The organism is Rhizobium sp. Root149 (assembly GCF_001427345.1).
Taxonomy (GTDB): domain Bacteria; phylum Pseudomonadota; class Alphaproteobacteria; order Rhizobiales; family Rhizobiaceae; genus Neorhizobium; species Neorhizobium rhizoryzae.
Map to the genome: position 1 here is coordinate 237,462 of NZ_LMGD01000024.1, position 26,259 is coordinate 263,720.

The 26,259-nt window shown below is 58.0% G+C and carries 30 protein-coding genes; 16 read left to right on the plus strand and 14 right to left on the minus strand.

Features of this window, described 5'->3' with window-relative positions:
* Window positions 1-4 precede the first annotated feature (4 nt).
* Window positions 5-934: a sugar kinase gene (locus ASD54_RS24100; RefSeq protein WP_062557126.1), complete on the plus strand. Its 930-nt coding sequence runs from the start codon at window positions 5-7 to the stop codon at window positions 932-934.
* Here ASD54_RS24100 and ASD54_RS24105 read toward each other — a convergent pair.
* The gene (locus tag ASD54_RS24105; protein WP_062557127.1) at window positions 928-1,569 is read right to left on the minus strand and encodes an NnrU family protein; all 642 of its coding nucleotides are present in this window, start codon (window positions 1,567-1,569) and stop codon (window positions 928-930) included. The two genes, ASD54_RS24100 and ASD54_RS24105, sit on opposite strands and share 7 nt — an antisense overlap.
* A gap of 24 nt (window positions 1,570-1,593) precedes the next feature.
* A complete protein-coding gene (locus tag ASD54_RS27020) occupies window positions 1,594-1,749 on the minus strand; it encodes a hypothetical protein (protein ID WP_165131805.1) in 156 nt (51 codons plus the stop codon).
* A gap of 140 nt (window positions 1,750-1,889) precedes the next feature.
* On the opposite strand from ASD54_RS27020, the gene ASD54_RS24110 reads away from it, so the two are divergent.
* From ASD54_RS24110 to ASD54_RS24155, 10 genes are all read left to right on the plus strand, one after another.
* A complete protein-coding gene (locus tag ASD54_RS24110) occupies window positions 1,890-2,435 on the plus strand; it encodes a cytochrome c oxidase subunit 3 (protein ID WP_162249607.1) in 546 nt (181 codons plus the stop codon).
* A 2-nt stretch (window positions 2,436-2,437) separates the two neighbouring features.
* Window positions 2,438-2,716: a hypothetical protein gene (locus ASD54_RS24115; protein WP_156379361.1), complete on the plus strand. Its 279-nt coding sequence runs from the start codon at window positions 2,438-2,440 to the stop codon at window positions 2,714-2,716.
* Window positions 2,717-2,874: 158 nt separating this feature from the next.
* Complete coding sequence (locus ASD54_RS24120; protein ID WP_062557129.1) at window positions 2,875-3,327, plus strand: cytochrome c; 453 nt, start codon at window positions 2,875-2,877, stop codon at window positions 3,325-3,327.
* A 23-nt stretch (window positions 3,328-3,350) separates the two neighbouring features.
* On the plus strand, window positions 3,351-4,694 hold the full coding sequence (locus ASD54_RS24125; protein ID WP_062557195.1) for a cbb3-type cytochrome c oxidase subunit I: 1,344 nt from the start codon (window positions 3,351-3,353) through the stop codon (window positions 4,692-4,694).
* A gap of 66 nt (window positions 4,695-4,760) precedes the next feature.
* Window positions 4,761-5,573: a CbbQ/NirQ/NorQ/GpvN family protein gene (locus ASD54_RS24130; RefSeq protein ID WP_062557130.1), complete on the plus strand. Its 813-nt coding sequence runs from the start codon at window positions 4,761-4,763 to the stop codon at window positions 5,571-5,573.
* Between the two features lie 7 nt (window positions 5,574-5,580).
* Window positions 5,581-7,479: a VWA domain-containing protein gene (locus ASD54_RS24135; protein ID WP_062557131.1), complete on the plus strand. Its 1,899-nt coding sequence runs from the start codon at window positions 5,581-5,583 to the stop codon at window positions 7,477-7,479.
* A 107-nt stretch (window positions 7,480-7,586) separates the two neighbouring features.
* Window positions 7,587-7,856 (plus strand): DUF2249 domain-containing protein, encoded by a 270-nt coding sequence (locus ASD54_RS24140; RefSeq protein WP_062557132.1) that lies wholly within the window; start codon window positions 7,587-7,589, stop codon window positions 7,854-7,856.
* Window positions 7,857-7,884: 28 nt separating this feature from the next.
* Entirely contained in the window at window positions 7,885-9,219 is a 1,335-nt protein-coding gene (locus ASD54_RS24145; protein WP_062557133.1) for a hypothetical protein, read from the plus strand.
* A gap of 4 nt (window positions 9,220-9,223) precedes the next feature.
* Window positions 9,224-9,742, plus strand: a complete 519-nt coding sequence (locus tag ASD54_RS24150; protein WP_062557134.1) for a DUF2249 domain-containing protein — start codon at window positions 9,224-9,226, stop codon at window positions 9,740-9,742.
* Window positions 9,735-10,019: an iron-sulfur cluster assembly protein gene (locus tag ASD54_RS24155; protein ID WP_062557135.1), complete on the plus strand. Its 285-nt coding sequence runs from the start codon at window positions 9,735-9,737 to the stop codon at window positions 10,017-10,019. The genes ASD54_RS24150 and ASD54_RS24155 overlap by 8 nt, the downstream gene beginning before the upstream one ends.
* A 76-nt stretch (window positions 10,020-10,095) precedes the next feature.
* On the opposite strand, the gene ASD54_RS24160 is transcribed toward ASD54_RS24155, so the two are convergent.
* On the minus strand, window positions 10,096-11,319 hold the full coding sequence (locus ASD54_RS24160; protein WP_062557136.1) for an NnrS family protein: 1,224 nt from the start codon (window positions 11,317-11,319) through the stop codon (window positions 10,096-10,098).
* Window positions 11,320-11,502: 183 nt separating this feature from the next.
* Here ASD54_RS24160 and nirK point away from each other — a divergent pair, with 183 nt between their 5' ends.
* From nirK to ASD54_RS24180, 4 genes are all read left to right on the plus strand, one after another.
* Window positions 11,503-12,636, plus strand: a complete 1,134-nt coding sequence (gene nirK, locus ASD54_RS24165) for a copper-containing nitrite reductase (protein ID WP_062557137.1) — start codon at window positions 11,503-11,505, stop codon at window positions 12,634-12,636.
* 70 nt (window positions 12,637-12,706) lie between these two features.
* Complete coding sequence (locus ASD54_RS24170) at window positions 12,707-13,594, plus strand: SUMF1/EgtB/PvdO family nonheme iron enzyme (RefSeq protein WP_062557138.1); 888 nt, start codon at window positions 12,707-12,709, stop codon at window positions 13,592-13,594.
* Between the two features lie 27 nt (window positions 13,595-13,621).
* A complete protein-coding gene (locus ASD54_RS24175; protein WP_062557139.1) occupies window positions 13,622-14,374 on the plus strand; it encodes a Crp/Fnr family transcriptional regulator in 753 nt (250 codons plus the stop codon).
* 113 nt (window positions 14,375-14,487) lie between these two features.
* Window positions 14,488-14,937, plus strand: coding sequence for a pseudoazurin (locus ASD54_RS24180; protein WP_062557140.1), 450 nt, complete (start codon window positions 14,488-14,490; stop codon window positions 14,935-14,937).
* A 123-nt stretch (window positions 14,938-15,060) separates the two neighbouring features.
* On the opposite strand, the gene ASD54_RS24185 is transcribed toward ASD54_RS24180, so the two are convergent.
* The 6 genes from ASD54_RS24185 to ASD54_RS24210 form a co-directional block, all read right to left on the minus strand.
* The gene (locus tag ASD54_RS24185; protein WP_062557141.1) at window positions 15,061-16,455 is read right to left on the minus strand and encodes a coniferyl aldehyde dehydrogenase; all 1,395 of its coding nucleotides are present in this window, start codon (window positions 16,453-16,455) and stop codon (window positions 15,061-15,063) included.
* On the minus strand, window positions 16,456-18,051 hold the full coding sequence (locus ASD54_RS24190; RefSeq protein WP_062557142.1) for a GMC family oxidoreductase N-terminal domain-containing protein: 1,596 nt from the start codon (window positions 18,049-18,051) through the stop codon (window positions 16,456-16,458).
* 47 nt (window positions 18,052-18,098) lie between these two features.
* Complete coding sequence (locus ASD54_RS24195) at window positions 18,099-18,743, minus strand: TetR/AcrR family transcriptional regulator (RefSeq protein WP_156379362.1); 645 nt, start codon at window positions 18,741-18,743, stop codon at window positions 18,099-18,101.
* Window positions 18,744-18,782: 39 nt separating this feature from the next.
* Window positions 18,783-19,841, minus strand: a complete 1,059-nt coding sequence (locus ASD54_RS24200; protein WP_062557144.1) for an LLM class flavin-dependent oxidoreductase — start codon at window positions 19,839-19,841, stop codon at window positions 18,783-18,785.
* A 201-nt stretch (window positions 19,842-20,042) separates the two neighbouring features.
* Window positions 20,043-20,462 carry an RbsD/FucU domain-containing protein gene (locus ASD54_RS24205; RefSeq protein WP_062557196.1) on the minus strand — a complete coding sequence of 140 codons (420 nt, stop codon included), beginning with the start codon at window positions 20,460-20,462 and terminating at the stop codon, window positions 20,043-20,045.
* Window positions 20,463-20,551: 89 nt separating this feature from the next.
* Entirely contained in the window at window positions 20,552-20,989 is a 438-nt protein-coding gene (locus tag ASD54_RS24210; RefSeq protein WP_062557145.1) for an Lrp/AsnC family transcriptional regulator, read from the minus strand.
* A gap of 130 nt (window positions 20,990-21,119) precedes the next feature.
* On the opposite strand from ASD54_RS24210, the gene ASD54_RS24215 reads away from it, so the two are divergent.
* Entirely contained in the window at window positions 21,120-22,169 is a 1,050-nt protein-coding gene (locus ASD54_RS24215) for an ornithine cyclodeaminase (protein ID WP_062557146.1), read from the plus strand.
* Between the two features lie 22 nt (window positions 22,170-22,191).
* On the opposite strand, the gene ASD54_RS24220 is transcribed toward ASD54_RS24215, so the two are convergent.
* The 5 genes from ASD54_RS24220 to pcaC all read right to left on the minus strand — a co-directional run bounded on the left by ASD54_RS24220 (window position 22,192) and on the right by pcaC (window position 26,251).
* A complete protein-coding gene (locus tag ASD54_RS24220) occupies window positions 22,192-23,262 on the minus strand; it encodes a GH25 family lysozyme (RefSeq protein ID WP_062557147.1) in 1,071 nt (356 codons plus the stop codon).
* 151 nt (window positions 23,263-23,413) lie between these two features.
* Window positions 23,414-24,469 carry a 3-carboxy-cis,cis-muconate cycloisomerase gene (locus ASD54_RS24225; RefSeq protein ID WP_062557148.1) on the minus strand — a complete coding sequence of 352 codons (1,056 nt, stop codon included), beginning with the start codon at window positions 24,467-24,469 and terminating at the stop codon, window positions 23,414-23,416.
* A 6-nt stretch (window positions 24,470-24,475) separates the two neighbouring features.
* Window positions 24,476-25,093 (minus strand): protocatechuate 3,4-dioxygenase subunit alpha, encoded by a 618-nt coding sequence (gene pcaG, locus ASD54_RS24230; protein ID WP_062557149.1) that lies wholly within the window; start codon window positions 25,091-25,093, stop codon window positions 24,476-24,478.
* Between the two features lies 1 nt (window position 25,094).
* On the minus strand, window positions 25,095-25,835 hold the full coding sequence (pcaH, locus tag ASD54_RS24235; protein ID WP_062557150.1) for a protocatechuate 3,4-dioxygenase subunit beta: 741 nt from the start codon (window positions 25,833-25,835) through the stop codon (window positions 25,095-25,097).
* Window positions 25,832-26,251 (minus strand): 4-carboxymuconolactone decarboxylase, encoded by a 420-nt coding sequence (gene pcaC, locus ASD54_RS24240; RefSeq protein ID WP_062557151.1) that lies wholly within the window; start codon window positions 26,249-26,251, stop codon window positions 25,832-25,834. The genes pcaH and pcaC overlap by 4 nt, the downstream gene beginning before the upstream one ends.
* Between the last annotated feature and the right edge of the window lie 8 nt (window positions 26,252-26,259).

A 26,259-nucleotide genomic window follows, 5' to 3' on the forward strand; every position in this document is an offset into this window, starting at 1 on the left:
CGCAATGAGCAAGCGCATTCTTTGCGTCGGTGCTGCCGTGCTCGACACCATCTTCCGCGTTCGCGCTCTGCCAAGCGGGGAGGGCAAGATCCTGCCTTACGAGATGGTGCAGGTTGCGGAAGGCATGGCCTCCAGTGCAGCCTATGCCATTGTGCGGTTGGGTGGCAGCGCTACACTTCTTGGCGCTGTCGGCGATGATGATACCGGAAGGCGTATCTGCGATGACCTCGCGCAAGCGGGGATCGATACCTCGGCCATGACTGTTGTGGCCGGTGCGCCGTCCGCGCTGTCTACCATTCTCGTCGATGACCGGGGCGACCGGCTGATCGTGCCGTTCTACGACCCGCGCCTTCATCACGCCATTCCGCAAATCTCCGATGAGATGATTGCTGGCTTCGTTGCAGTTCTGGTCGATGTGCGCTGGGCAAGGCTTGCCCGTGAAGTGCTGCAGGCTGCGCGTCGCGTGGGTATTCCCGCCATTCTGGATGGTGATGTGGCGCCCGTTGAGACTCTTCTATTATTGGCTGAGGTGGCTGATCATATTATCTTTTCCGAGCCTGCCGCCCGTTCACTCGCGCAAGCGAAGGCGGAGACTGACCTGGTGCGGGAGTTGGCGGAGCGTTTTCCGCAAGCGCTTGTTTGCGTGACCTTGGGTGCAGCCGGTGCCTACTGGATGGAGGGTGCTGAGCTTCGCCATCAACCCGCGCTTCAAGTCGTGGCGGTGGATACACTCGCGGCTGGCGATGCTTTCCACGGGGCCTATGCCCTGGCGGTTGCGGAAGGGCTTGATACATCAGATGCCGTTCGTCTTGGTTCGGTTACCGCAGCGCTGAAATGCACGGTCTTCGGCGGACGAACCGGCATGCCGCTTCGTGATGATGCTGAAAAGGCTCTCCAGCAACTGCCCTCACCGTCTAAGCTGCGGCCTCACTGAATGGTCAGCATGACCAGCGGATCGGCGCCGAACAGCAGCGCGTGACCGCCCGCCAGCAGAAGCAATAGCGCCGCTGATGTCAGCAACAGCCCGACTATCATTGGTCGGTCGATGCGGGCTTGTGGCTGGATGCGCCATTTCGGCAGGCTTTGCCGGGCTGCAAGCTTGTTTTGCAAACGAATGCCCATCAGTGAGAAACCGGCAAAACCGCCGAACAGGACGAGCGAACGCACGTCTCCGTTCGCAATCACATGGCCGATGGCCCAGAGAAAGAACCCCCAGAGAACGGGGTGGCGGGTTACCCGAAGAATGGCTCCGCACTCGCCCGTCGGTTTTCGCAAGGTGACTGAATAGGAGTTGGGGCTGAGAAGGCCCGCAATCACCAGAAACAGACCGATGGGCGAAAGTACGAAATTGACTGCCGCCTGCCAAGCAGCGGGTGCCCATAGCTCGACATAGTCCATTCTCAAGGCCAAGGCGAAAAGCCAGATGAGCACAAGCGTCGAGGCGACGGAGTAAAGGGCAAGATAGGCCGTTCGTCCAATCATGCTAATCAGCCGGGACCGAACCTGCGGGCTGGTCGGAATGGAGTGCAGGGCGATGAACAGGCCGCCGGCGATAAAAAGTTCTTCCATGGTCCGTGCTTTCCGAATTCGCGCCTACTGCTGAACGAACAAAACGCCTGCGATCACGCAGGAAGCCAGGACCGCGATGACGGTGCTGTAGCGCTGGAGGACGCCCATTTTGTAGAGCGCGATTGAAAAGCCGATGATGATCGGCGTCGCAACGACAAGTCCAGTTTGTGCGTCGGTCATGCCCGTTCTCCTGATCCGCAATCTCATTTGATGCAAACTGCATCCGTTCGCGTCTCCGGTCTTTGTTTCTGCGCAAAGAAGCCGGTCGCTGAAAGACGCATATCCCGATGGAGATCTGGCGGATTGCGGGAGAGGTTCAAATGGCTGCCATTGATGACATGACGGGCGCAGAAGAAGCCGATGGCGGCTTATTGCTCTGGCTTCTGGTCTGGAGCGAACTTGCCGTCTTCTCCATCCTGATCGGTGGCTTTCTTTTTCTGTCGCTACAGCAACCGGAAACGTTCGAAACGGGAAGGCGGCATCTCGGCACCGGCCTTGCCAGTTTCAATACGCTGATCCTGTTGACCAGCGGCTGGTTGATGGCCGAGGCGGCGCGTGCCGATGAAGATCGCAAGCGGCGCAGATGGCTGGTGCTTGCCGCACTCTTCGGCTTTGCCTTCGTCGCCATCAAACTCTTGGAATACGCAAGCGAGATTCCGTTCTCTCAAGAGCCGGGCCTGCAGGGCTTCTTCGAGATGTATTTTCTCGTCACCGGCTTCCATCTTGCGCATGTTGCTTTTTTGCCCGTTCTCATGCTCCTTTCCGCAGTCCGCCCCAAGGCGGAAACGGCAGGCGCACTGGCCACCTTCTGGCACGTGGTGGATCTGGTGTGGCTCGTCCTCTTCCCCGTTCTCTATCTGGTGTAATGATGCGAAAGCAGGCTGATCACTGGCTGTTTGGAGCGGCCCTCTGGCTGCTCCTTCTTGCCATCATCGCGTCGCTCGTCATCGTGCAATGGCGCCACAGCGCCCTGCCGGTTGCTGCGATCGCTGCCGTTCTCGGGCTCACAATCCTGAAAGGGCGCATCGTCATCAAGCACTATATGGGCCTGCGCAACCCCGCACTGACATTGGCGCTGACGTCGTGGGTTGGCCTGTTTGCCCTTGTGGCGCTTGCCAAGGCTCTCGCGCCGGTTCTGTTTCATTGAGAACAGATCACCTTCCGGAATTTTGTTTGCACTTTCACAAAGAATGAAGTGCCGCTCTCAGGCACTTCTCGTCCCGAAGGCTGATGCGGCTTTAGCCGTATGACGCCTGAAACAATCCGGCTCCGTTGCAGCATGACGGAGCGCGAGAGGGACAGGATATGTCGGAAAATCTCACCAAAACCGGAGCGCGGAACGTCTTCTACGGCGGATCCGCCTTCTTCTTTGCCATTTTTCTGGGGCTGACGGCGCACAGCCACTATTACATGCGCACCACCTCGACCGACGAGACAACGCTGACCGCCGCCGTCGCGCGCGGCAAGCACGTCTGGGAGAAAAACTCCTGCATCAATTGCCACACGCTTCTGGGGGAAGGTGCCTATTTCGCACCTGAACTCGGCAATGTCTGGACCCGGATGGGTGGAGACAAGGATGTTGAATCCACGCGCGACACATTCAAGGCGTGGATGGCTGCCCAGCCCTCCGGCATCGAAGGTCGCCGGCAGATGCCGCAGTTCAACCTGACGGACCAGGAAGCGAGTGATCTGGCGGAATTCCTGCGCTGGGCCAGCAAGATCAAGACGCAAAAATGGCCGCCGAACGAAGCCGGCTGACCGTCACTCCAGAGGACATCATCATGAAATATAAAACACAAAGGGTCGCGCTGCTGTATTTCTACGGTGCACTCGGCCTGTTCATCGCCCAGGTTTTGTTCGGCGTTCTGGCAGGCACCATCTATGTTCTGCCAAACACGCTTTCCGTTCTTTTGCCCTTCAACATCGTCCGTATGGTTCATACGAATGCGCTGATTGTCTGGCTGTTGATCGGTTTTATGGGTACCACCTACTACCTGCTGCCTGAGGAAGCGGAGACCGAGCTTTACAGCCCGAAGCTTGCCATTGCGCAGTTCTGGATTTTCCTGATTGCCGCTGCCGCCGCCGTGGTGGGCTATCTCTTCCACATTCACGAAGGCCGTGAATTTCTGGAGCAGCCGTTTGCGATCAAGATTGGCATCGTCATCGTTTGCCTGATGTTCCTGTTCAACATCACGCTGACAGTGCTCAAGGGCCGTAAGACGGTGGTGACCAACATCCTGATCTTCGGGCTCTGGGGTGTCGCGATCTTCTTCCTGTTCGCCTTCTACAATCCTGCCAATCTGGCGCTGGACAAGATGTACTGGTGGTACGTCGTCCATCTGTGGGTCGAAGGCGTTTGGGAGCTCATCATGGCGTCCATTCTTGCCTTCCTGATGATTAAGCTGAACGGCATCGATCGCGAAGTCGTGGAGAAGTGGCTTTATGTCATCGTGGGTCTGGCGCTTTTCAGCGGCATTCTCGGCACCGGCCATCACTTCTACTGGATCGGCGCTCCGGGCTACTGGCAGTGGATCGGCTCGATTTTCTCGACGCTGGAAGTTGCTCCCTTCTTCACCATGGCGGTCTTCACCTTCGTCATGACCTGGAAGGCAGGGCGCAAGCACCCGAACCGCGCCGCCATTCTCTGGTCGCTGGGTTGCTCGGTCATGGCCTTCTTCGGTGCCGGTGTCTGGGGCTTCCTCCACACGCTGTCATCGGTGAACTATTACACGCATGGAACACAGGTCACGGCAGCGCACGGCCACCTAGCCTTCTTCGGTGCCTATGTCATGCTGAACCTTGCCGCCATGGCCTATGCGGTGCCGGAACTTCTGGGTCGCCAGCCCTATAACCAGATGCTCTCCATGGTCAGCTTCTGGATCATGTGCACGGCCATGTCGGTCATGACCTTCGCGCTGACCTTTGCAGGCGTCCTTCAGGTGCACCTGCAGCGGGTTCTCGGCCAAAGCTACATGGATGTGCAAGACCAGCTGGCGCTGTTCTACTGGATCAGGCTCGGCTCCGGCATCTTCGTGCTGATCTCTGCCATCATGTTCATCTGGGCCATCTTCGTGCCCGGCAAGCAGCGCGTCGCTTCAGCCGCTTCGCTCCAGCCAGCGGAATAAGCGCATCCCAGCCTCAGGCCCTGCCTAATCATGCAGGGCCTCCCCCTTCACACAGGACATTGCACAATGACGATCCATCAAAAACTGCGCGGGGTCACGCTCGCAGAAATCCCGCCTTACATTCCAAATGGCAACGAGTGCCAGCTGTTCGAAATGGCATGGGTGCGGCAGCTGCCGTTGCTTCTCAAAGGGCCAACCGGCTGCGGTAAGACCCGCTTCGTCAGCCACATGGCAACGCGGCTCGGCCTGCCGCTGACAACGGTTTCCTGCCACGACGATCTCGCAGCCGCGGATCTCACCGGGCGCTATCTGCTCAAGGGTGGCGATACGGTCTGGGTGGATGGACCGCTGACGAAATCAGTGCGCGAAGGCGGCATCTGCTATCTCGATGAGGTGGTCGAAGCCCGCAAGGATGTCGCCGTCGTGCTGCATCCCCTGACGGATGACCGCCGCATTCTGCCTTTGGAGCGCACCGGTGAGCAGCTGGAAGCGCCTCCCGGCTTCATGCTCGTTGTGTCCTACAACCCCGGCTATCAGAACATGCTGAAGGCGTTGAAGCCGTCGACGAAGCAGCGCTTCCTGTCAATCGAGTTCGATTTTCTGCCGAAGGCGCAAGAGATTGCAGTGGTTGCCGTGGAAAGCGGGCTGGATGAGGCCCGCGTGGCACCGCTGGTAGAGCTTGCGGCAAAGCTTCGCCGCCTGAAAGGTCACGATATCGAAGAGGGGGTCTCGACCCGCCTTCTGGTCTACTGCGCCTGCCTGATCGATAGCGGAATGCCGGTGCGCGATGCGGTGCGCGCTGCCATCATCGAACCGTTGACGGATGATGCAGACGTGAAACTGGCGCTGACGGAAGTCGCCCATAGTGTGATTGTCTGAGGCTGCCATGTTCGAGTTTCTGGAACTGGAAGAAAGCGTCGGAAAATTCTGGCACCGGCTTGTGGGACAGACCTCGAGCATGCCGCGCTACCCGGATCAGGCCGTCACCTTCGACGAGGTGAAGCCGTATCTCGCAACCTGCTTTCGCGCCTTCGGCGGAGAGCTTACCGCGCAATTGGGGCCCGCCCATGCCCGCACGTCTTCCCACCGCCTCAGGCTTCGTCAACTCGTCGGGCTGGGTGAGGAAAAGCTTGCCTGGGCTGCGCGAGGGGAGGGGGCAATGGCCCTGCCGCCCCTCATCGACATTTTTCCGGAACGGGCACTTAACCGCGATCTCTACATCTGGCTGGCCGCCTATCTGGCCTTAATGCCGTCAGGTGGAGTGGAGCCGGGTGATCCCCTGCGGGCAGATCTGGCACGTCTTGATCTGGCCTCTGCCACGGTTCAGCATGTTTTAAACGCTTTTCCCGGCTTGCGGCACCGGTACGCCGCGCTTTGCCGTGCTGGCTTGGCCGGGCGTCGCAGAGCAGTGCTTCCGCCCGTCGAAAAGCTGGTTGAAGCGCGCGCCATTGCTCTGCTTCGTCGGGGCGCAGGCTTGGCCGATGAGATTATGCCCGCCATCTTTCCGGCACAGGCACCTGTCGGTTACCAGCCTTTGCTGCTGGTGCCACTTTGGCCTGTTCATGATCTGCGGCCGGAAGCATCTTCTACAGCTGAAACTGGCGATGAAGGCGGCAGCACCGCCGCTGCTGCCGCAGAGGGCACCGGCTTCTTTCAGGGTGAACGTGAAACCGAGCGGGACAAAAGCGAGCGCAGCCCTTTCATTCTGAACCGCTTCGAGAAAATTCTCGCCATGGCGGAAATGGTCAATGTCGATCGTCCGACCGATGACAGCGATGATAAAAACGATGATGCCAGCCGCGATCTGGATGAAATCCGGCTCGGTAGACGTAAAGAGCGGCCTTCCGCCAAGTTTCGTTTCGATCTGGATTTGCCGCCGGAAGCGGTGGACACCAGTTCGCTTGAGGCTGAAAACACTTACCCCGAGTGGAACTACCGCAGTTTGAGCTATATGCCGAATTATTGCCGCGTCATTTCCGGCCCGGCTTCGCTTTCAGAAACCTCTGAGCCGCAAACCGCAGATATGCGCGATCTCGTACGTCTGGTGCGGCGTCAGTTTGAAATTCTCAGACCCCGGCATGAAATCCTGCGGGCGCAGGTGGACGGCTCGGAACTGGATCTTGATGCGGTGGTGCGCATGCGTGCCGATCTGGCATCTGGAGGGGACGGCGGAAACCGCATCCATCTTCTCTCAAGCCCCAGGGGGCACGACCTTGCGGTGACGCTTCTGGTGGATGTGTCGCTGTCGACCGATGCCTGGTTCGATGATCATCGCGTGCTGGATGTGGAGAAGAAGGCGGTGCGTGTTCTGGCGCATGGCTTGAGCGCTTGCGACACCCATTATTCCATCCAGACCTTCACCTCCCGCCGCCGCGACTGGGTGAAGATCGAGACGGTCAAGGCGTTCGATGAAACCATGAGCTCGGACGTCGAGCGGCGGATCGAGGGCTTGAAGCCCGGCTATTATACCCGCATCGGAGCCGCCATCCGCCATGCTCATGCCGAACTTGTCAAACAACCGAACCGCCGGAAGCTGCTTCTGATCCTGACCGATGGCAAGCCGAACGACATCGATCATTATGAGGGGAGGTTTGCACTGGAGGATTCCCGCAAGGCCATCGCGGAATCCAGACGAGCGGGAACCAGTGTCTTCGCCGTCACCGTTGACAAGGACGCCCGTAGTTATCTGCCTGCCATGTTCGGGCGCAATGGTTTTGCCATCGTCGGCCACATCGGCAAGCTTCCGCAGTCGCTTCCGGCAATTTATCGCTCCCTCACACGATGAAATGCGCTGCTGTTTGTCGCGCAACAACGAAGCCGGACGATGGTGATCCTAGTCTCATGGTGCGGGTTCATTCCAGCACAGAATTTCCTTCATCATGAGGCTCTCACATGAATACTACCCCCATTCAGGAAGTTGATGTTCGTCTGCTTCCTCCCCGCCAGCGTCACCCGGTCATCTTTGGGTTGCTGGGCGATCTGGCTCCTGGCGATGCGCTGCATGTGGCCAGCGACCATGATCCGCAACCGCTGCATATGCAGATCGATAGCCGCTACCCGGACCTATTCCGTTGGAGCTATCTCGAAGCCGGGCCGGATGTCTGGCGGGTTGAAATCCGGCGGCAGGCCGGTGGCGGCTGTGGTTGCTGCTGCGGACACTGACTTCTGGCGCATTGAGGAGTGACGTTTCATGCAGGGCGCATCCATTTCGCGCTGGACCATGTCCTATTTCGCATGCGCCCTGATCTTCCTCCTGATCGGGCTCTGCCTGATGGCGGCAGGCTTCGGCTTCCCGCAGGAGATTTGGCAGGACCCGGCAACACTCATCACCGTCCATGCCATTGCCCTTGGCTGGCTCGGTCTGCTGTTTTGCGGCGCTCTCCTGCAATTCGTGCCGGTGCTGGCATCGCGGTCCTTGCGTTTTTCATCTTGCGCGGCCCCGGCCCTGCTGCTGATTTTGGCGGGTCTGACCCTCCTTCTGTCGGGCTTTGCCTCACTAGGGGGATTTATCGATGCGCCCCCGGTCATTCTGCCAGCGGGTGGGCTGCTGCTGTGCCTCGGTCTCGGGCTGGTCGCCCTCATGTGCGGTGCCACTCTCGTGCCGTTGTCGCTCAATTCACCGCCGGGTGTCTTCGTGCTGACAGGGCTCGCAGCCCTCACTGCCACTCTGCTGCTCGGCCTCTGCTTCACGCTCGTTCTTTCGGGTGTGTCAGCGCTACCTTGGCTGATTGCGCTCACCGCCTTTGCGGTTCCCATCCATGCGGGCTTCGGTTTAGTTGGCTGGATGGGAGTGACAGCGATCGGCGTCAGCTATCGCCTGTTTTCCATGTTTCTTCTGTCGCAGAATGGTGGGCGCGGTTCGCGCCTTGTCCCGGCTTTCACGCTGCTTGCACTGCTGTGCCTGCTTGCTTCGCTTGCCATCGTCACTGGCTTCATGACCCTTGCTGCCCTGGCATTCGCGGCCATCGCTGCGGCTGTCTATGTGCGGGATGTCATTGCCATCGCAAGAACCAGAAGACGCAAGAAGATAGAACCCAACATGTTCGCCAGCCTTGTGGCGCTCGCCTTTCTGCCTATCGGGCTAGGCCTTGTCGCGTCTGATGCGCTGGCAGATTTTTCTCGCCCACTGGCCGTGACCGGCTTTTATCTGCTGGCGATGGGCTGGCTGTCGGGCCTTGGTCTTGCACAACTTTACAAGATCATTCCGTTTCTCACCTGGCTTGAAACATACGGCCCTGCCATGGGCAGGGGGACGGTGCCGGCTGTGCAGGATCTGGTACGCGAAAAGCCTGCGCGGATAGCCTTTGCTGTGTATTTCGCCGCTGTCTGCTCCGCTGCCATTGGGCTTGCTGCAGATTTGCCGACACTGTTCAGAACCGCTTCTGGCGGAATGGCTTTCTCTGTCTTGATCCTGATCATCGAATTCATCCGGGCACGCAGGTTATTCTACGTGCCACTTGCTCTCAAACTCCCAAAGGGCGCGCAACGCCCTCTTCTTTTCATTGCAACCGCCAGACAGGAGTGATGCCATGGCACAGGATTTCGCAGAACTGGACGTGCGTCCGCTGCTGGCGAATGGGGTCGAACCCTTTCCCCAGATCATGAGTGCCGTAGAGGCGCTTTCGCCGCAGCAAGGCCTGCGGTTGCTGGCACCGTTTCGGCCAGAGCCGCTGTTCAACGTCATGCGCAGGCGAGGCTTCAGCCATCAGGTGCGGGAACTGGGCGGCGGAGACTACGAGGTCTGCTTCCTGCCTGCGGCGGCAAGTGTGGCCCATTCCCAGGATGCCGCAAGCGCCGATATCTGGCCTGAAGCAGTGCTGGAACTGGACCTGACGGATCTCGACCCTCCCCAGCCCATGGTTCGAATCCTGGCCGAACTGGAAGGAATGCAGCCGGGCGAGGTTCTCTTTGCCCTTTTGTCGCGAGAGCCGGTCTTCCTGTTTCCGGAGTTGCAGCGGCGCGGCCACCAGTGGGTTGGCAATCACGATGAAACCGGCACCGTGTTTCGCATGCTGGTCAGGCGGGGGGAGGGGAACCGCGATGTCTGAACCTTTAGTCAGTCAACTTATCGAGCAAAGCCTTTGCACGGTCATGGACCCGGAAGCGGCCATGAGCATCGTTGATCTCGGCCTCATCTACAAGATCGAGATGCGTAGTGAACGACAGGCGCATATTCTGATGACCACGACCGCTCGTGGCTGCCCGGCGGCGGGGTTTCTGACAGAAGCTGTGCGTCAGCGGGTTCTGGAGCAGGGGCATGTGGATGCGGTTGATGTTGAACTGACCTACGAGCCCGAATGGAACCCCTCGATGATACGAGCCTGAATGGTTCATTCCTGCCAACAAAAATGCCGCGCCTTCCAGTGGGAGACGCGGCATTTTCTATGGATGCTTTTGTAGCTCAGCGGTGAAGCGGCTGCCTGCGTTTGAAGGCCAGCATCGGGCCATATTCAACCAGATACAGTCCAAGAGCCGTGAGCCACAACAGTCCCGCCAGTCCGTAGATCTCAGGCAGGTGAGCGGGAAAAAGCGTTGAAAGCGGTCGCACGAGTGCGCAGAGGAACAACGCGGTGTAGCTGATGCACGTCATGCGCGACGCTTTCAATTCGCGACCTGTGTGGCCACGGGTGGCGCGTGTCATCACCGCCAGCATCATGGACGTGATCGTGCCGACTGTCAGGATATGCAGTGCCGCGGTCGGTTCAAGCAGATCCAGCGCCGCGCCTGCAATCGCAAAAAAGCCGAGCGCCACAAAGGCATAGGCGATGTGGAGCACGACCACGATCGGATCGCTTGCTGTCGTCCAGCCGCGCCACCGGATCAGCCGCACAATATGCAAGTCTGCGGCCAGAACGGCGAAGATTGCTGTTGCAAGTGCATTCGGGAGCGCGACCCAGAGGCCAAGGGCTGGCAGGCTTACCAGGATGGCCGCTTTATCGAAGCCATTGAACGGTGTCGGGAAATCCGTGCGGCCCTGCTTGTTCAGCCAGTTGCGAGTAAAGCTTGGTAAAATCCGCCCGCCGATGATGATGATCAGCATGACATAGGCAGAGACGGCAAGGCGCGCGGAATGATCCGGTCCCTGCCATAGAATGACTTCGAGATGGAAGCAGAGATTGGAGAGGGTTAGCGCGGCTACACCGGCAAGAACCTTCAAATCCGCCCATTTGCGTCCGGCGATGATTTCACGGGCGCAGATGAAGAATAAGGCCGGAAGAAAAAGCGCCTCTAGCGCCGCTGCTGGAAGCGCACCCACCAGCGGGACCAGCAAAAGCGATAGCCGCCCGATGGCCCAGAGACCAAAGAGACCAGCCAAAGGCAGACCCGAGACGGGCAGCCTTCCCGTCCAGTTTGGAATAGCTGTCAGCAGAAAGCCGGCGAGCACTGCTGAACCGAAGCCGAAAAGCATTTCGTGGGCGTGCCAGGCTTTGAGCCCATAATCCCCGGCGACCTCGATCGTGCCTCTTAGTACCAGAAGCCACAGTGCCATGGTGATGAGGGCCCAGATGACTGCTCCCAGGAAAAAAGGTCGAAACCCGTAGGAAAACAGCGTGAGCTGGTTGGGCGAAAGGCCGCGGATTGTTCTGATCGTGCCAGCATCCGCATTCTGTGCTGCATGTGTCATGTGATTGCTCCTGAATATGATAGCAATGCTAATATTCTGGCGCGTCTGTTCTTTGCGCAATGACAATTACTGAGAAGAAATAGATCGAGCTTGTTGTTTTGGAGCAAAGAGCGACGGTTCGAATTGGGTTTTTATCTGTCTCGAAGAACGGCACTGCTCCGTTCCAGACAGGAGACCAAGTCGATGCCCAGAAATTTTGAACTGACCAGACGTACCATGTTGGGCGGTGCCGCATTCGCCAGCGCAATCGTGCCGCTGGTTGCGGCCACGGCGACGAAGGCCGCAAACCCCGTTGCAACGGTTCCGCACCAACCGGACCTCTCCAAGCTTGAGCGGGTGAAGCTTGCTCTGGTCAAGCCTCCCTTCGTTCACCCGCATACGCAGAAGGCAGAAGGCGCTCCCAAGATCTACGAAGTCACCCTGACGATCGAGGAAAAGAAAATCATCGTTGATGATGCCGGAACCGAAGTGCATGCCATGACCTTCGATGGCTCGGTGCCTGGCCCCATGATCGTGGTCCATCAGGACGACTATGTCGAACTGACGCTGGTCAATCCCGATACGAACACCCTGCAACACAATATCGATTTCCATTCGGCAACGGGTGCGCTGGGTGGCGGCGCCTTGACGGTCGTAAACCCCGGCGAAAAGGCGATCATGCGCTTCAAGGCAACGAAGGCCGGCGTCTTCGTCTACCACTGCGCACCTCCCGGCATGGTTCCGTGGCATGTCACCTCGGGCATGAACGGTGCAATTATGGTTCTGCCGCGCGAGGGCCTAAAGGATCACAAGGGTCAGGAAATTACCTATGACCGCGCCTATTACGTCGGCGAACAGGATTTCTACGTTCCCCGCGATGCAAACGGCGAATACAAGAAATACGAAAGCCACGGCGACGCCTATGCCGATGTGCTCGAGGTGATGCGGACGCTGACGCCAAGCCACATCGTGTTCAACGGTAAGGTGGGAGCTCTGACTGGCGAGAACGCCCTGAAGGCCAAAGTCGGCGAGAAGGTTCTGATCCTCCATTCGCAGGCCAATCGCGATACGCGCCCGCACCTGATCGGTGGGCATGGGGATTATGTCTGGGCAACCGGCAAGTTCGCCAATCCGCCGGAACTCGATCAGGAGACGTGGTTCATTCCAGGTGGTGCCGCCGGGGCCGCGCTCTACACGTTCCAGCAGCCGGGCATCTATGCCTATGTGAACCACAACCTAATCGAGGCATTCGAGAAGGGTGCTGCCGCCCATTTCAAGGTCGAAGGTCAATGGAACAATGATCTGATGACCGCAGTGCTTTCGCCCAACACACATTGACCCTTTGTCCGAAATCGAAATTACTCTCCGCATCTGGTGCGGAGAGCCTCAAGGTTAAAACAGGTGCGGCATGACCACCGGAACAAGCTCGATCAGATCCATTGCCCTTCCAGCAATTCTGCTTGTGGCCTTGTCCGGTGGCGTGGCCTCACAGGTCAAAAGCCTGACGTTCGCTGCCAGAGATAGCAGCGTAGAGTCATCACCGACGATCTCGGTTCTGCCGCACGAATTCTCCTACCGGCAGGATGGCGAATTCTATCGCAACGGCTTTGCGGTCGATGCACCCTTGCTGAAAGTGGAAGGCAAAGGCATTCCGCTGACCATCATGAAATATCAGGTCAGCGAAGCGGACTATGAACGCTGTGTAGAAGTAAGGCGCTGCAAACCTGCGGATCGCTCCGTGTCGGCGCGGAGCAATTTCCCCGCCACCGGCATGAGCTTTGATGATGCGACGGCCTATGCCGCCTGGCTGAGTGAGGCCACGGGCGAGCAATGGCGTCTGCCAACGGATCGTGAAATGGCCATGGCGGCAGGAGAGAAATTTCCTGATGATGCGCTGGGCGTGGATACTGATACTACCAATCCCGCCATTCGCTGGCTTGCCGATTATGATCGTGAGACACGTCGCAAACCCATGGATGCACGCCCGCAACCAGCCGGTTCATTCGGTGAAGCGGAAAGCGGGCTCGCAGATTTTGCAGGTAATATCTGGGAGTGGACCTCAACCTGTCACAGGCGCGTGGAGCTTGGCAGCAATGCCGGTGCCACAAAGCAGGATGTGGCCTGCGGCGTCTATGTGACGGTGGGCAGGCATCGTTCTCCCATGAGTTCCTTTGTGCGCGAACCGAAATCCGGCGGCTGCGCGGTTGGAACACCCCCTGCAAACCTCGGCTTTCGCCTTGTGCGGGATGAGCCATGGCTTGCCCGCTTGCGGCGACATCTGCCCGACTGGATTTGATCTCTAACAAATCGCACTCATTCCTGCATGCTAAAGTGCCCCGACTTTGGGCCCTTATGGGCCTCAGCCGGGGGAACGGTCGTGGTAAAAATTGACAAGAGCGTTCTTCGCTCATTCGCTCTTTTCGAGAAAATGCCCGATGTGGAAATCGAAGAACTGCTTTCGCGCGCTATCACACGACGGGTGCCTTCCGGTGAGGCGGTTTTTGAGCAGGGCGCACCTGCCTCGCATTTCTTTCTGCTGCTGAACGGTCGCCTGAAGGTCACACAGGTGACACCGGATGGTCAGCAGATCATCGTGCGCGTTGTGCATCCGGGCGACCTGTTCGGCTTTGCAAAAGCGTTACGAAGGCCTGATTACCCCGGCACCGCCCTCAGCGTCATCGAGAGCCTTACGATTTGTTGGCCGACCGATCTCTGGCCGCATTTCATCGATCGCAGCCCCGTTCTTGCTGCTAGTGCGTTGAACACCATCGGCGCGCGTCTCGAGGAGGCGCATACGCGAATTCGAGAAATGTCGACGCAGGAGGTCGAGCGTCGCGTCGCGCATGCCGTTCTGCGGTTGACCAAACAGGCCGGGAGGGCTGCCGAAGGCGGTATTCGCATCGACTTTCCGATCACACGCCAGGACATTGCCGAAATGACCGGTACCACCCTTCATACTGTCTCGCGCATCCTCAGTGCCTGGGAAGGTGATGGTCTTGTGGAAGGCGGGCGTCAGAAACTGACGGTTCGTGATGTGACCCGCCTTCAGGCTCTTGCCGACAGTGCCAAGCTTTGAGCGCTGTGGCCCAATCCGTCCTGCTCTTTGCCATTGCGCAAAGACGGTTCTGACAGTCCAGCTATTCTCCTGCCATTCAAGGTCGCAACCGACCTTCCTGAAGGAGCAAGACAATGAGCCCACGTATTTTCTCGCTGTACGCTGCAGCTATCACCGCGACAATGGCCTTTGCCGGTCTGGCAAACGCTGCCGAACATCACGTTCAAATGCTGAACAAGGGCACTGACGGAGCCATGGTGTTTGAGCCGGCAGCCATCAAGGTGGCACCCGGCGACACGGTCATTTTCACCCCGACGGACAAAAGCCACAACGCAGAAGCGGTGGCAAATCTTATTCCCGCAGGAGCGCAGGCCTTCAAGGGCAAGATGAATGAAGAAGTCAAGGTGACGCTTGATCTGCCGGGAGCCTATGTTGTGAAATGCGCGCCGCATGTCGGCATGGGCATGGCAGGTGTCATCGTCGTGGGAGATGCTCCGGCAAATCTGGCCGCCGTGAAAGCGAACGATCTTCCGAACAAGGCGAAGGCTCGTGTATTGGCCGGGCTTGCGTCGCTCGGTCTTTAGGGAGCCTACCTTGGTGAAAGGCTGTGCGCCCGCAAGCCTTTCACCGCTGGCCTGCAGCAGCTCCCCAGATGCTGCAGGCTTTTTTGGCTTCCATACCCTGGCATACGTCCGGCCAATTGCGCTTCACCTGATATTGCCGAGTATCCGCAATGTCAGACGAAGGAGGAGCCCCCAGGGTGGACCCAGCTTTTCAAACATGTTGATTTTGCCGATCTTATGGACGGCGCGGGCGTGACTGAACCGACGAAACCCGTCCCTGCCGTGATAGGCGCCTATGCCACTTGGTCCAATTCCGCCGAAAGGCAAGTTTTCCATAGCGTAATGCAGCAAAGTACCGTTGACGGTTACGCCGCCTGATTTGCAATTGCCGATGATCTTTGACTGCATCTCTTCACTGTCGGTAAACAGATAGAGAGCAAGCGGCCGTGGCTTCGAATTCACGAAAGCAATGGCCTCATCCACCGTGTCGTATGGGACAACGGGCAGCACAGGCCCAAAGATTTCTTCCTGCATCAGCAGGCCGTCGCGCGGCGGATCAACCACCAGTTTCGGGTAAAGCATCACGCGATCGGGTGTCTCTCCGGCATACTGGACAACCCGTGCTCCCGCGGCTTCTGCCTCTTGCACAGCATTCCTGAGACGTACCAGATGCCTTTCGGAAATGATGGATGTGTAGTCCCGGTTGGATGCCGGGTTCGGATAGGCTTGTGCCACGTGGTTCATGACAGCATCGACAAACTGGTCAACGCCCTGACGGGGCACGAGCGCGTAGTCTGGCGCGATGCAAGTTTGGCCCGCATTGATGAACTTGCCGAAGCTGATGGAGCGAGCCGCGGCGTCGATCGAAAAATCCTCGCAGACAATGGCTGGGGATTTTCCTCCGAGTTCGAGTGTGACCGGTGTGAGGTTGTCCGACGCCGCACGCATGATCGATCGACCGACCTCTGTCGATCCGGTGAAGAGCAGATGATCGAACGGCAGTCTTGCAAAGTCCTGAGCGACCGAAACATCCCCCAGGACGACGGAAACCTCATCCGCGGCAAAGTTTTCGGAAATTAGCTTCGCCAACAGGTCCGAAAAGCTGGGCGTCTGTTCCGATGGTTTGACCATGACCCTGTTGCCTGCCGCCAGAGCATCCGTCAGCGGCGCTATTGCAAGCGCAAGCGGGTAGTTCCAGGGCGCAATGATGCCCACCACACCCAGCGCTTCGTAGCGAACCCATGCCCTTGACGGCTGGAATGCCAGATCGACCTTCCGCCGCTGCTCTTTCATCCAGCGCGCTAGATGCCGTTTTGCATGGCGAATCCCGCGAAGTAACGGCAGTATCTCCAGAAGCTTTGTTTCCGTATCCGATCGCCAGTTGAAATCGGCGGATATCGCTTTGCAAAGCGCTTCCACATTGTCAGAAAGCAGTTTTTCCAGTCGACCAAGCCTGTCGATGCGTTCCGAATAGGTCGCCTCGGGTCCACTCCGCGAGGCGAGGTGCATCGATTGAAAGACCTGCTGAAACTCTGCCACTTAAACTGCCTCGTCAAGAATAAGAGCGGCCGCCTTTTCGCCGATCATGGCGGACGGCGCCTGCGTATTGCCGCTGATCAGGGTCGGCATGATGGAGGCATCTGCCACCCGAAGTCTATCCACGCCCCGAACCTTGAGTGTCGGGTCAACGACAGACCTCTCATCCCCTCCCATACGGCAGGTGCCGACCGGGTGATAGATCGTATCTGCATGTTCGCGGACGAATTGTTTCACCTGAGTCTCATTCGTGAAATCGATCGGATAGAGTGGACGTGATGCGGAACCGGCAAGTGGAGGCGCCTCGACAATGTCATGCACGATCCGAGCGCCCCTCACGAGAAGGTCCAGATCTCTCTCGTCGGAAAAGAACCGGGGATCAATGAGAGGTTTACTACTGGGGCGACCGGACGAAAGGGTCACGCGACCGCGACTCTCGGGTCTCAATACACAGACATGGAGCGCATATCCGGTCGCGACATGCATTTTTCGCGCATGGTCGTCCACCAGACCAATACAGAAATGCAGCTGCAGGTCCGGTCGGTCGACCTCCGGGCGGCTGCGAACAAATCCTCCAGCCTCGGCAACGTTGCTGGTCAGTAACCCTGTCCTCTTCCGGTACTCAAAGGCTGCCTTGGCGATATTGCCCAGCGCCTTTGGCGTGTAACCCACAAGTCCGTCTAATCGGGACAGGATGTTGGCAGCATAATCCACATGGTCCTGCAGATTTTCGCCAACATCCGGTGCATTGTAGACGACGTCAATGCCATGAGAGCGCAGAGCGTCTCCCGGTCCGATGCCAGAGAGCTGAAGAAGGTGTGGCGAGCCAATGGCACCGGCGGATAGAATGACTTCACGCCTCGCCCGTATCACGGTTTCTTTCCCGCCAGACCTGATCTTTACGCCGACGGCTGTCCGTTGCTCGAAGACAACGCTCTCAACCTCGATATTCGTCATCACCTGCAGGTTTTGCGGATAGGGGGCGGTACCGAGATAAGCCTCTGCAGCATTGAAGCGTTTTCCCTGATGCTGAAAGACCTGATAGAGACCGACGCCTTCCTGATCTGCGCCGTTGAAGTCTTCATTGAGTGGAAATCCGCAGTGCTTTGCCGCTTCCAGGAAGGCGTAAGTCGCGGCTCCGGGCGCTGTGAGATCTGTGATACGCAGCGGACCGTCGCCTCCGTGATGGTCGTCCGAGCCTCTGCTGTTGGTCTCGCCTCTCTTGAAGAATGGAAGCACGTCCGCCCAGCCCCAGCCTCTGCACCCAAGGGCCGCCCAGTGATCGTAATCCTGACGCTGCCCACGAATGTAGATCATGGCGTTGATCAGGCTGGAACCACCGAGGCCACGGCCACGGGGCACATAGCCTTTGCGGTTGTTCATGCCCGGCTGCGGGATCGTTTCGAATGCATAGTTCTCGCGGTTTCTCCAGGGAACACGCGTCGCAAGACCCAAGGGAATCTGAGAAAACAGCGATGGATCTGAGCCACCTGCTTCGATCAGCACGACCTGCGGCGCACGTTTCGATTTTGCCAGGCCCGCGGCCAGCGCACACCCCGCCGGACCCGCTCCAACGATAATGAAATCGGCAATCGTCATGTCTTGTCCCCCACCCCGAACAGACACTAGCAAAATTGACGCAAGCGTCAATTCTGATTGCCGGATCCGAGATTGGCTATGCCGCCGACAAGAACGCGAACCAGGAGAACGCTGGCTGTGAAGATATCTGCCTCCGCCTCGTCACGCGATTGCAGAAGAAGTTCGAGACCATTGGCCACTATCAATGTTGCGATCTGCTTCAGTTCACCCTGTCCAAAGCTGTTGTTGGGAAGCGTGCGCTGCAGATCGAGGATGAGGTCATCGACGATGCCGGTGGTGGCCGAGAGTTTAAACAGGTAGGAGCGGATGTGGTGCTGGTTGCGTGCACAGAAATCGAGCGCATGCTCAATCCCGAGAATGAATTCCAGAAAACCGCGATAGCTGGATTGCAGCATCGCCTCCAGTTCCGTTTCCTTCCCGCGAGCCTCGTTGGATCGCCTGCGGATCTCCGTTGTCAGGTCGGCCAGTAGCTCCTGGAAAACGGCTTCCCGTGTCCCGTAATAGTTATAGAAGGTTCCAATGGAAATGCCGCTGTGAGCAACGATGTCGCGCACAGTGGATCCGTCCAGCCCATGATGCGCGAAGACATACCAAGCCGCCTGCTTGATCGCATCGCGATTGCGTATCCGTTTGGCTTCGAGCTTGGAAGACGTCTTTGGCTTGCTCGCGCTTTCCATCATGATCCCGGTCACGGAAGATAAGTCTGCTGAAAACCACCTGCAGATGGTTGCTTATAGCTTTCCATGCTCGATGCGGGGAAGTACGTATCGCGAAAACAGGTCCGCTTCCGCAGCGTGAGGGTAGCCGGACAGAATGAAGGCTTCGATGCCTGCTTGCTGATAGGCCTTCAATTTGGCCAAAACCTGGTCCGGATCGCCGACGATCGCAGCGCCACATCCGGACCTTGCCCGACCGATCCCGGTCCAGAGGTTGTCCTCGACATAGCCATCATTTGCCGACTGCTCACGCAATTCGGCCTGACGGCGAACACCCACGGATTGACTGTCCAGTGATTTCGCACGAATTGCAGCGCCGGTCGCATCGTCCAGTTTCGAAAGCAGCCGGTCTGCAGCTTCGCGCGCCTCAGCCTCCGTTTCGCGCACCACGACATGGACGCGATAACCGAAGCGAAGCGTGCGGCCCTGGCCTTTCGCGCGCTCTGTGAGATCGCTGATGACATCCTTGACAGCCTCCATGCGGTCCGGCCACATGAGGTAAACATCAGCGCCGACTGCCGCTGCATGACGCGCATCTTCGGAAAGACCGCCGAAATAGAATTGCGGGCAGCGTCCGGAAAGCGTGGAAATACGCGGTGGCTCGACCTTCAGCTTCCAGAAGGTCCCGTCGTGATCAACGCTCTCTCCGTTCAGGAGTGATCGCAGGATCGTCATCGCTTCGATCGTTCGCTGATAGCGCGGCCCACTGGCCAAGGCTTCTCCCGGGAGATCACTGGAAATGATGTTGATAGCCAGGCGACCGCCTGCCATCCGGTCTATTGTCGCAATCTGGCGCGCAAGCTGGGCGGGCCATGCTTCCCCCATACGAAGCGCCATCAACAGCTTGATCCGCTGGGTCAGGACGGCCATGGCCGATGCAAAGGCCGTGGTATCAATGCCAAGCGCGTAACCGGAAGGGAGCAGAATGTTATCGAAACCTCCGCTTTCGGCCTGAAGGACGATATCCCGACAGTGCTCGAAGCTGGACTGCAGCCTTGGATCAGGAACGCCAAGGAACTGGTAATCGTCATCGCATAACGCGGAAAACCAGGCGATCTCACAGGCCTTCGTCATTCAAGTCGGTCCTTCATTCACGAACATACGTATCTGCTGCTTTTATAAACCGGCGATCTTCAGATGAAGAGAAAGCGATCCGGCTGCTCCGGCAATATTGGTATGAGATTTCAAATCACTGCGGACAAGCGGATTGGAAGCGTCGGAAACGCGCGGCCAGAGGAGACGGATCGGGGTCAGCCTCACCACGCAACCGTTGCCTCAACTGCGCACAACGCCTTTTTTCAGAACGATGTTGCCGTACAGGCGTGTTTCTCCGGTCTGAATGATGGCAAAGCACTGTTTTGCCCGTGCGTAAAACGCGTGGCGCTCCAGCGTGCCGCACTGTCCACGGTCACCGACGATAGCCCGCAGTTCCTGCACGGCAGGCGGAACTTCATCCGGATTGCCAACGACCTCCATGGTGACGGCCGGAACCTCGACGAAATCATCGAGTGGCATGACGGAAAGAACCGCTTCCGTCGCCCTTGTGACGCTGATCCCGTCCAGCCGCACGAGCCGCTGGGCATTCGTCGTTCCCGGAAAATTCGCGTCGACTATGGCAATTTCATCGCCATGGCCCATCGCCCTGAGAATATGTAGCAGATCCGGCGAGAGCAGTGGGTCGATATTGATCAGCATGTCATCCTCCTCGACGCGGTCGATGGACTGACGCATGACCACGGGGACCAAGCGTTACCGATAGCGACCGGTCTCCGTCAAGTATATGATTAGACGCTGCTCAACAGCAGGCTTGTTTCGCTGTTCGAAACCCCTTCGATCATCCTGACTTCACGAAGGACGCGATCGAATTCCCCCAGATTGGCGGCACGAATCTGCGCTACGAGATCCCAGTTGCCGTTGGTGGTGTGCAGACTGTTGATTTCCGCAATGCCACGCAGCTTCCGGATAACCTGCCCGGTCGCCTTGCCTGTGACTTCGATCATCATGATGGCCTGAACGCTCTGGGAATCGAACTCCTCCCTGACGCGCACTGTGAAGCCCAGAAGTATGCCCGATTCTTGAAGCCGATCGAGGCGGTTCTGAACAGTGCCTCGCGCCACATCCAGCAACTCGGCCAGTTTCGATAGGGATGCGCGTCCGTCGATCCGCAATTGTGCAATCAATTGGCGATCGAGATCGTCTGGAATGTAATGCGGCCTGTTCATCAAAATGTCCGTTCAGCTAAGTTGGCAGATCAAATTGCTCAGTTCGCTATCGGTTTCAACACAAACTTGATCTTTTCTATAAGTTTGGCAACGGGCACACTTAGAACCAGGTTCAACCAACGAGGTGAATATGTTGCTCGCTCCATCGAAAAAGGCGCTCGTACCGTTCGTCAGTGTCGCCAATATGATGCGACTGGTTCATCATGTCGGGGTCGAGATTTTCCTGAAGGAGTTGACGGACGCAATAGAAGCCGACTTTGCACGTTGGCCGGAATTCGACAAGACGCCGAGACTTGGCTCGCACTCCCATGACGGTGTCATAGAGTTGATGCCGACATCTGACGGTCAGATCTACAGCTTCAAATATGTGAACGGTCATCCGAAGAACATGGCGCAGGGTTTGCAGACCGTCACGGCTTTCGGACTTTTGGCCGATGTCGCCACGGGTTACCCCGTCCTGCAAACAGAGATGACTGTACTGACGGCTCTGCGCACAGCCGCAACCTCTGCCATGGCAGCCAGACATCTGGCGCCGAAATCCAGCCGGACAATGGCGATCATAGGCAACGGCGCTCAATGCGAATTTCAGGCGCTTGCCATGCGTGCCGTACTGGGCATCGAGAGCGTTCGGCTTTTCGATATTGACCCCAAGGCGACTGAAAAAGCCCTCCGCAATCTTGCGGGCAGTGGCTTGGAAACGGTTGCATGCACTTCGGCTCAGGCAGCCATTGAGGGTGCTGATATCATCACGACCTGTACTGCCGACAAAGCCTTTGCAACCATCCTGACCGACAACATGGTCGGCGCTGGCGTGCATATCAATGCGATTGGTGGAGATTGCCCCGGCAAGACCGAACTCCACCCGGATATCCTGAAGCGGGCGGATACGTTCGTCGAATATCCTCCGCAGACCTGGATTGAAGGCGAGATCCAGCAGATGCCGAAAGACTACCCCATCACCGAACTGTGGCGTGTGGTGACAGGTGAGACAGAGGGACGCCGTGATCCACGCCAGATCACGCTTTTCGACAGTGTTGGCTTCGCTATCGAAGATTTTTCAGCGCTTCGATATGTTCGCGAGAAAATCCGTGACACCCAGTTCTTCGAGGAACTGGACATGATTGCCGATCCTGACGATCCACGCGATCTGTTCGGCATGCTCAGCCGGGCGGCGGGTTGACGCCGCGCGACTGAGACTCTGGTCAGCCCCGTCCCGAAGACCAGCGATGCCAATCGGCTTCGCTGCCGTAGAAGACGTTGAGGTCGATTTTGCCGTCTACGCCCTGGGAAAGGCCGGAACCGGAATATTGCCAGAACAGCCAGCGGCGATCCGGATAGACCAGCGAGGGGTGTTGCGCAACCGCCCGCAGCCAGAAGGGATGGTGCGGGAAGGCTCCGCGTAGATTGTCGGCATAGAAATCCGGTGCCGTGTAGATGATCGGCCGCTTGCCGTAGTGCTTTTCGAGGATGTCCATGAAGACCTGCATCTTCTCGCGGATCTTCTCTGGCGACAGTCTGCGCTTGCAGTCGGAAAGGTGATTGTATTCGACATCGATCACCGGCGGCAGCGCGTCGGGGTCCTTTGGCACGTTCCGAATGAACCAGGCTGCCTGTTCGCTTGCTACCCGGCACCAGTAGAAGAAGTGATAGGCACCGCGCTTGATGCCAGCTTCCTTGGTCTTGCGCCAGTTCGTTCTGAACATCGGATCGAGATGATCGCCGCCGTCTGTCGCCTTGATGAAGGCAAAGTTCGCACCCTGCGTACGCAGGGTTGGCCAATCGATATCGGCCTGCCAGCGCGAAACATCGACTCCGTGAACGGGATGATGGCGCGGCGTGATCTTCCCGAAATTGATCGGTTTCGCATCGCGGAAGCGCTGATTGTAGATCCTCGGACCCTTGGCAGAGGCGGATGGCGAAGGGTCCTGCGGCATCATCATCGCGACTGGACGCGCTGATGGCATGGGCATGCCGACCTGACTTTGCTGAACATCCAGCGCTTGTGCATGAGGCGCGGCAGATCCCGCCCAGGCGAGTTCGTGGGGTGCAGGTTCCGGTGCTGATTGTGGCATTGGCTGCGAAGGCACGGCTGCCGCTCGGGCCGAGGTCTGCGCCGCACTATTGCCAATCGAAGCCGGGGGCGTGACTGGGGTCAGCGCACTTGTCGTTTCCTTGGAAGGAGCGAGGTCAAGCGCATCCTCGGGTCCACTGGAACGGCAGCCCCCAAGAAGGATGCAGCCGATGAAAATGGCAGGCAAGACCGGAAAACGCATTACACCAACACTCTGCTTGCTTCAGCACACCGGAATGTCCGGATGCGCCCGTTCAACGGGGATTAGCTAACAGAGACTTACCAGAGAATGGTAAATGCTAACTTTACCACTCCGGTTCGGAATAGTTTTATCCAGAGCGCCGGTTCAACTTTCAATCACGGCCCAGCGAGGTGATGGAACACGCGAGCTTGTTTGCCTGCAGAAGGGAAGCGCCGGTTGCAAGCAGCATCTGCGGCAGAATGAGCCATTCAAGGCTCCAGGCAGCACCGGAACGTTCTTGCTCATGCACGAGCGAATGATGCATTCCAGAGACCTGAACGGCGTTGAAACGCGCCAGCGTGACCAGTATTTCTGCCGTTACCGGGTTCTGCTTGTGTGCCATGGCGGAGGATGCACCTCCGCCGGACATGGCGATCTCGCCGCCGATCTCGGCCATCAAGGCAATGTCTTGCCCGAACTTGCCGAGGCTGCCTGTGATAAGCGACAGCAGGTTGGAAAGGTCAACTATAAGGTCGCGTTGACTTTGCCATTGCGGCCAATCGACAAGACCAAGCTCTGCGGCCAAGGCGGCTCGAAGCGCCTGCCCCTGAGCACCGAACTTGTCGAGAGACCCGGCAGCTCCTCCGAACTGGACCGGAAATCCTGCCTTCAGCATTTCAATGGAGCGTTGCAGGCTGCGTTCGAGCGGCGCCTGCCACGCCGAGACACGATCGCCGACGGTGATCGGGATCGCCGCCTGCATGCGGGTATATCCCATGAGTGAGCGCGATCCATGCGCCTCGTTCAGCTTCGCGAGGTGTTCGATCACGGATTGCAGCCGACGGATGAGGATCGGAAAGATCGACTTCAGCCTCAGCATGAGGCTTGTGTCGATGACATCCTGGCTTGTTGCTCCGTAGTGCAGGTGCCCGGCCACTTCGGAAGGCAGGGCGGCGCGGAGCTGTTTGACGAGATTTGCGACGACAACACCATCTGCCGCAACACCCGCCTTCAACTGACCCATGTCAGGCCAGAAGTTCTTGCACGTCGCAACAATCGAATGAGCGGCGGTTTGCGGAACCATGTCAGCTTCAGCCTGCACGTGCGCAAGCGCGGCTTCGAATGTCAGCATCGCGCGAATGTCCGCCTCCGCCCCCAGATGTTCAGAGATTTCATCTTCTCCAAACAGACCGGAGAGAAAAGGATGGGCGAAGGCGGTCGCGTTCATAGGGCCTCAGATATCAAAGAATACGGTCTCGTTCTCACCTTGCAGGTGAATGTCGAAGGTCACCGTATCGCCCTCGCGCTTGCCGATGAGCGTTGGCACGCGCACACGATGCTCGATCCGGTTCAGGATGGGATCCTGCGCGTTGGCCGCTTCTTCGTCAGAAAAGTACATACGCGTGTGCAGACCGATATTGATGCCGCGTGCAACGATCCACAACGTAACATGAGGCGCCATCAACGAACCATCATTGAAAGGCACTCGGCCCGGCTTGATGGTCTCGAATACGAATTCGCCTGTGGTCATGTCGGCGGGGCATCGTCCCCAACCGGCGAAATGGGGATCGGCGGTCCCGCGTGTCTCCGATGGACTGTTGTAGAAACCGTCGCTGTCTGCCTGCCAGATTTCGATCAGCGCATCCCGCAATGGCGTACCTGAGCCATCTATGACACGGCCACGGATCGTGATCCGCTCGCCACGGGTCTTTTCGTTGTAAAGTGGACCCGATCCGAGATCCGTTTCATAGACACCGTGAATGCCTGTGAAGTTTGGCGTGCAGCCGATGTGCACATACGGACCGGCTGTCTGGGAAGGAGATTCCTTCAAATAATTCAGCGGCTGTACCATATCAGTTGCCCTCCTTGCGGTTCTCGAAGAAGGTCGAGCGGCGACCGCGCAGAACGATATCGAATTTGTAGGCGCGCATGTCCATCGGGATCGTGTTGTTCATATCGAGCGGTGCAACGAGACGCTTGATCGCTTCCTCATCCGGAATGGTTTTGACGATCGGACAAATCCAGATCAGCGGATCGCCCTCGAAATACATCTGTGTAATCAGCCGCTGGGCGAAGCCGTGACCGAACACCGAGAAATGAATGTGCGCCGGGCGCCAGTCATTCACGCCGTTTGGCCAAGGATAGGGACCTGGCTTGATGGTCTTGAACCAGTAATAGCCGTTTTCATCCGTCACGCACCGGCCGAAGCCGCCGAAGTTCGGATCGAGCGGCGCAAGATAGGTTTCTTTCTTGTGCCGATAACGACCACCCGCATTGGCCTGCCAGAATTCGACGAGAGCGCCTGCAACGCCGAGACCGCGTTCATCCAATACACGACCATGCACGAGAATACGCTGGCCAATCGCCATTTCGCCGGGCTTGGCGTAGTTGACGATCAGATCGTTGTCGAACTCGTTTATCATGTTGTGGCCGAAAACCGGGCCGGTAATTTCGCTCTTCGTACCTTCAAGGGATATCAGGGCGCGCTGGGGCGAGCGCAGCACCGAAGTCTTGTAACCGGGTGTCAATGCAGGCGGGTGCATGGCTCTGTCTCGAGCGAAGAACCCTCCCGTTTCGGGCAATGTATTTTTCATTTCGTAACCTCCTCGGCGCCGGCTGACGCCTCCATCTCGGCATAGACCGATTTTGCTATCTTGATGGCATGATTTGCTGCCGGAACTCCGGCATAGATTGCGACATGGAGGAGTACCTCGCGGATATCCTCTTTTGTCGCGCCTGTATTCGCCGTGGCACGAATATGCATGGCTACCTCATCGTCCTGACCGAGGGCAGCGAGAAGTGCGATCGTCACAATGGACCGTTCGCGTTTCGAAAAGTGAGTGCCTGACCAGACCGTTCCCCAGGCTGCCTCTGTAATCAGGCGCTGAAAGGGCTGATCAAAGGGTGTCTCATTGGCATTGGCGCGGTCAACATGCGCATCACCCAGAACGGAACGGCGCGTGACCATTCCTTGGCGATAACGGTCCGAGACATCTGTACGGTCGGTCATGATCGGCT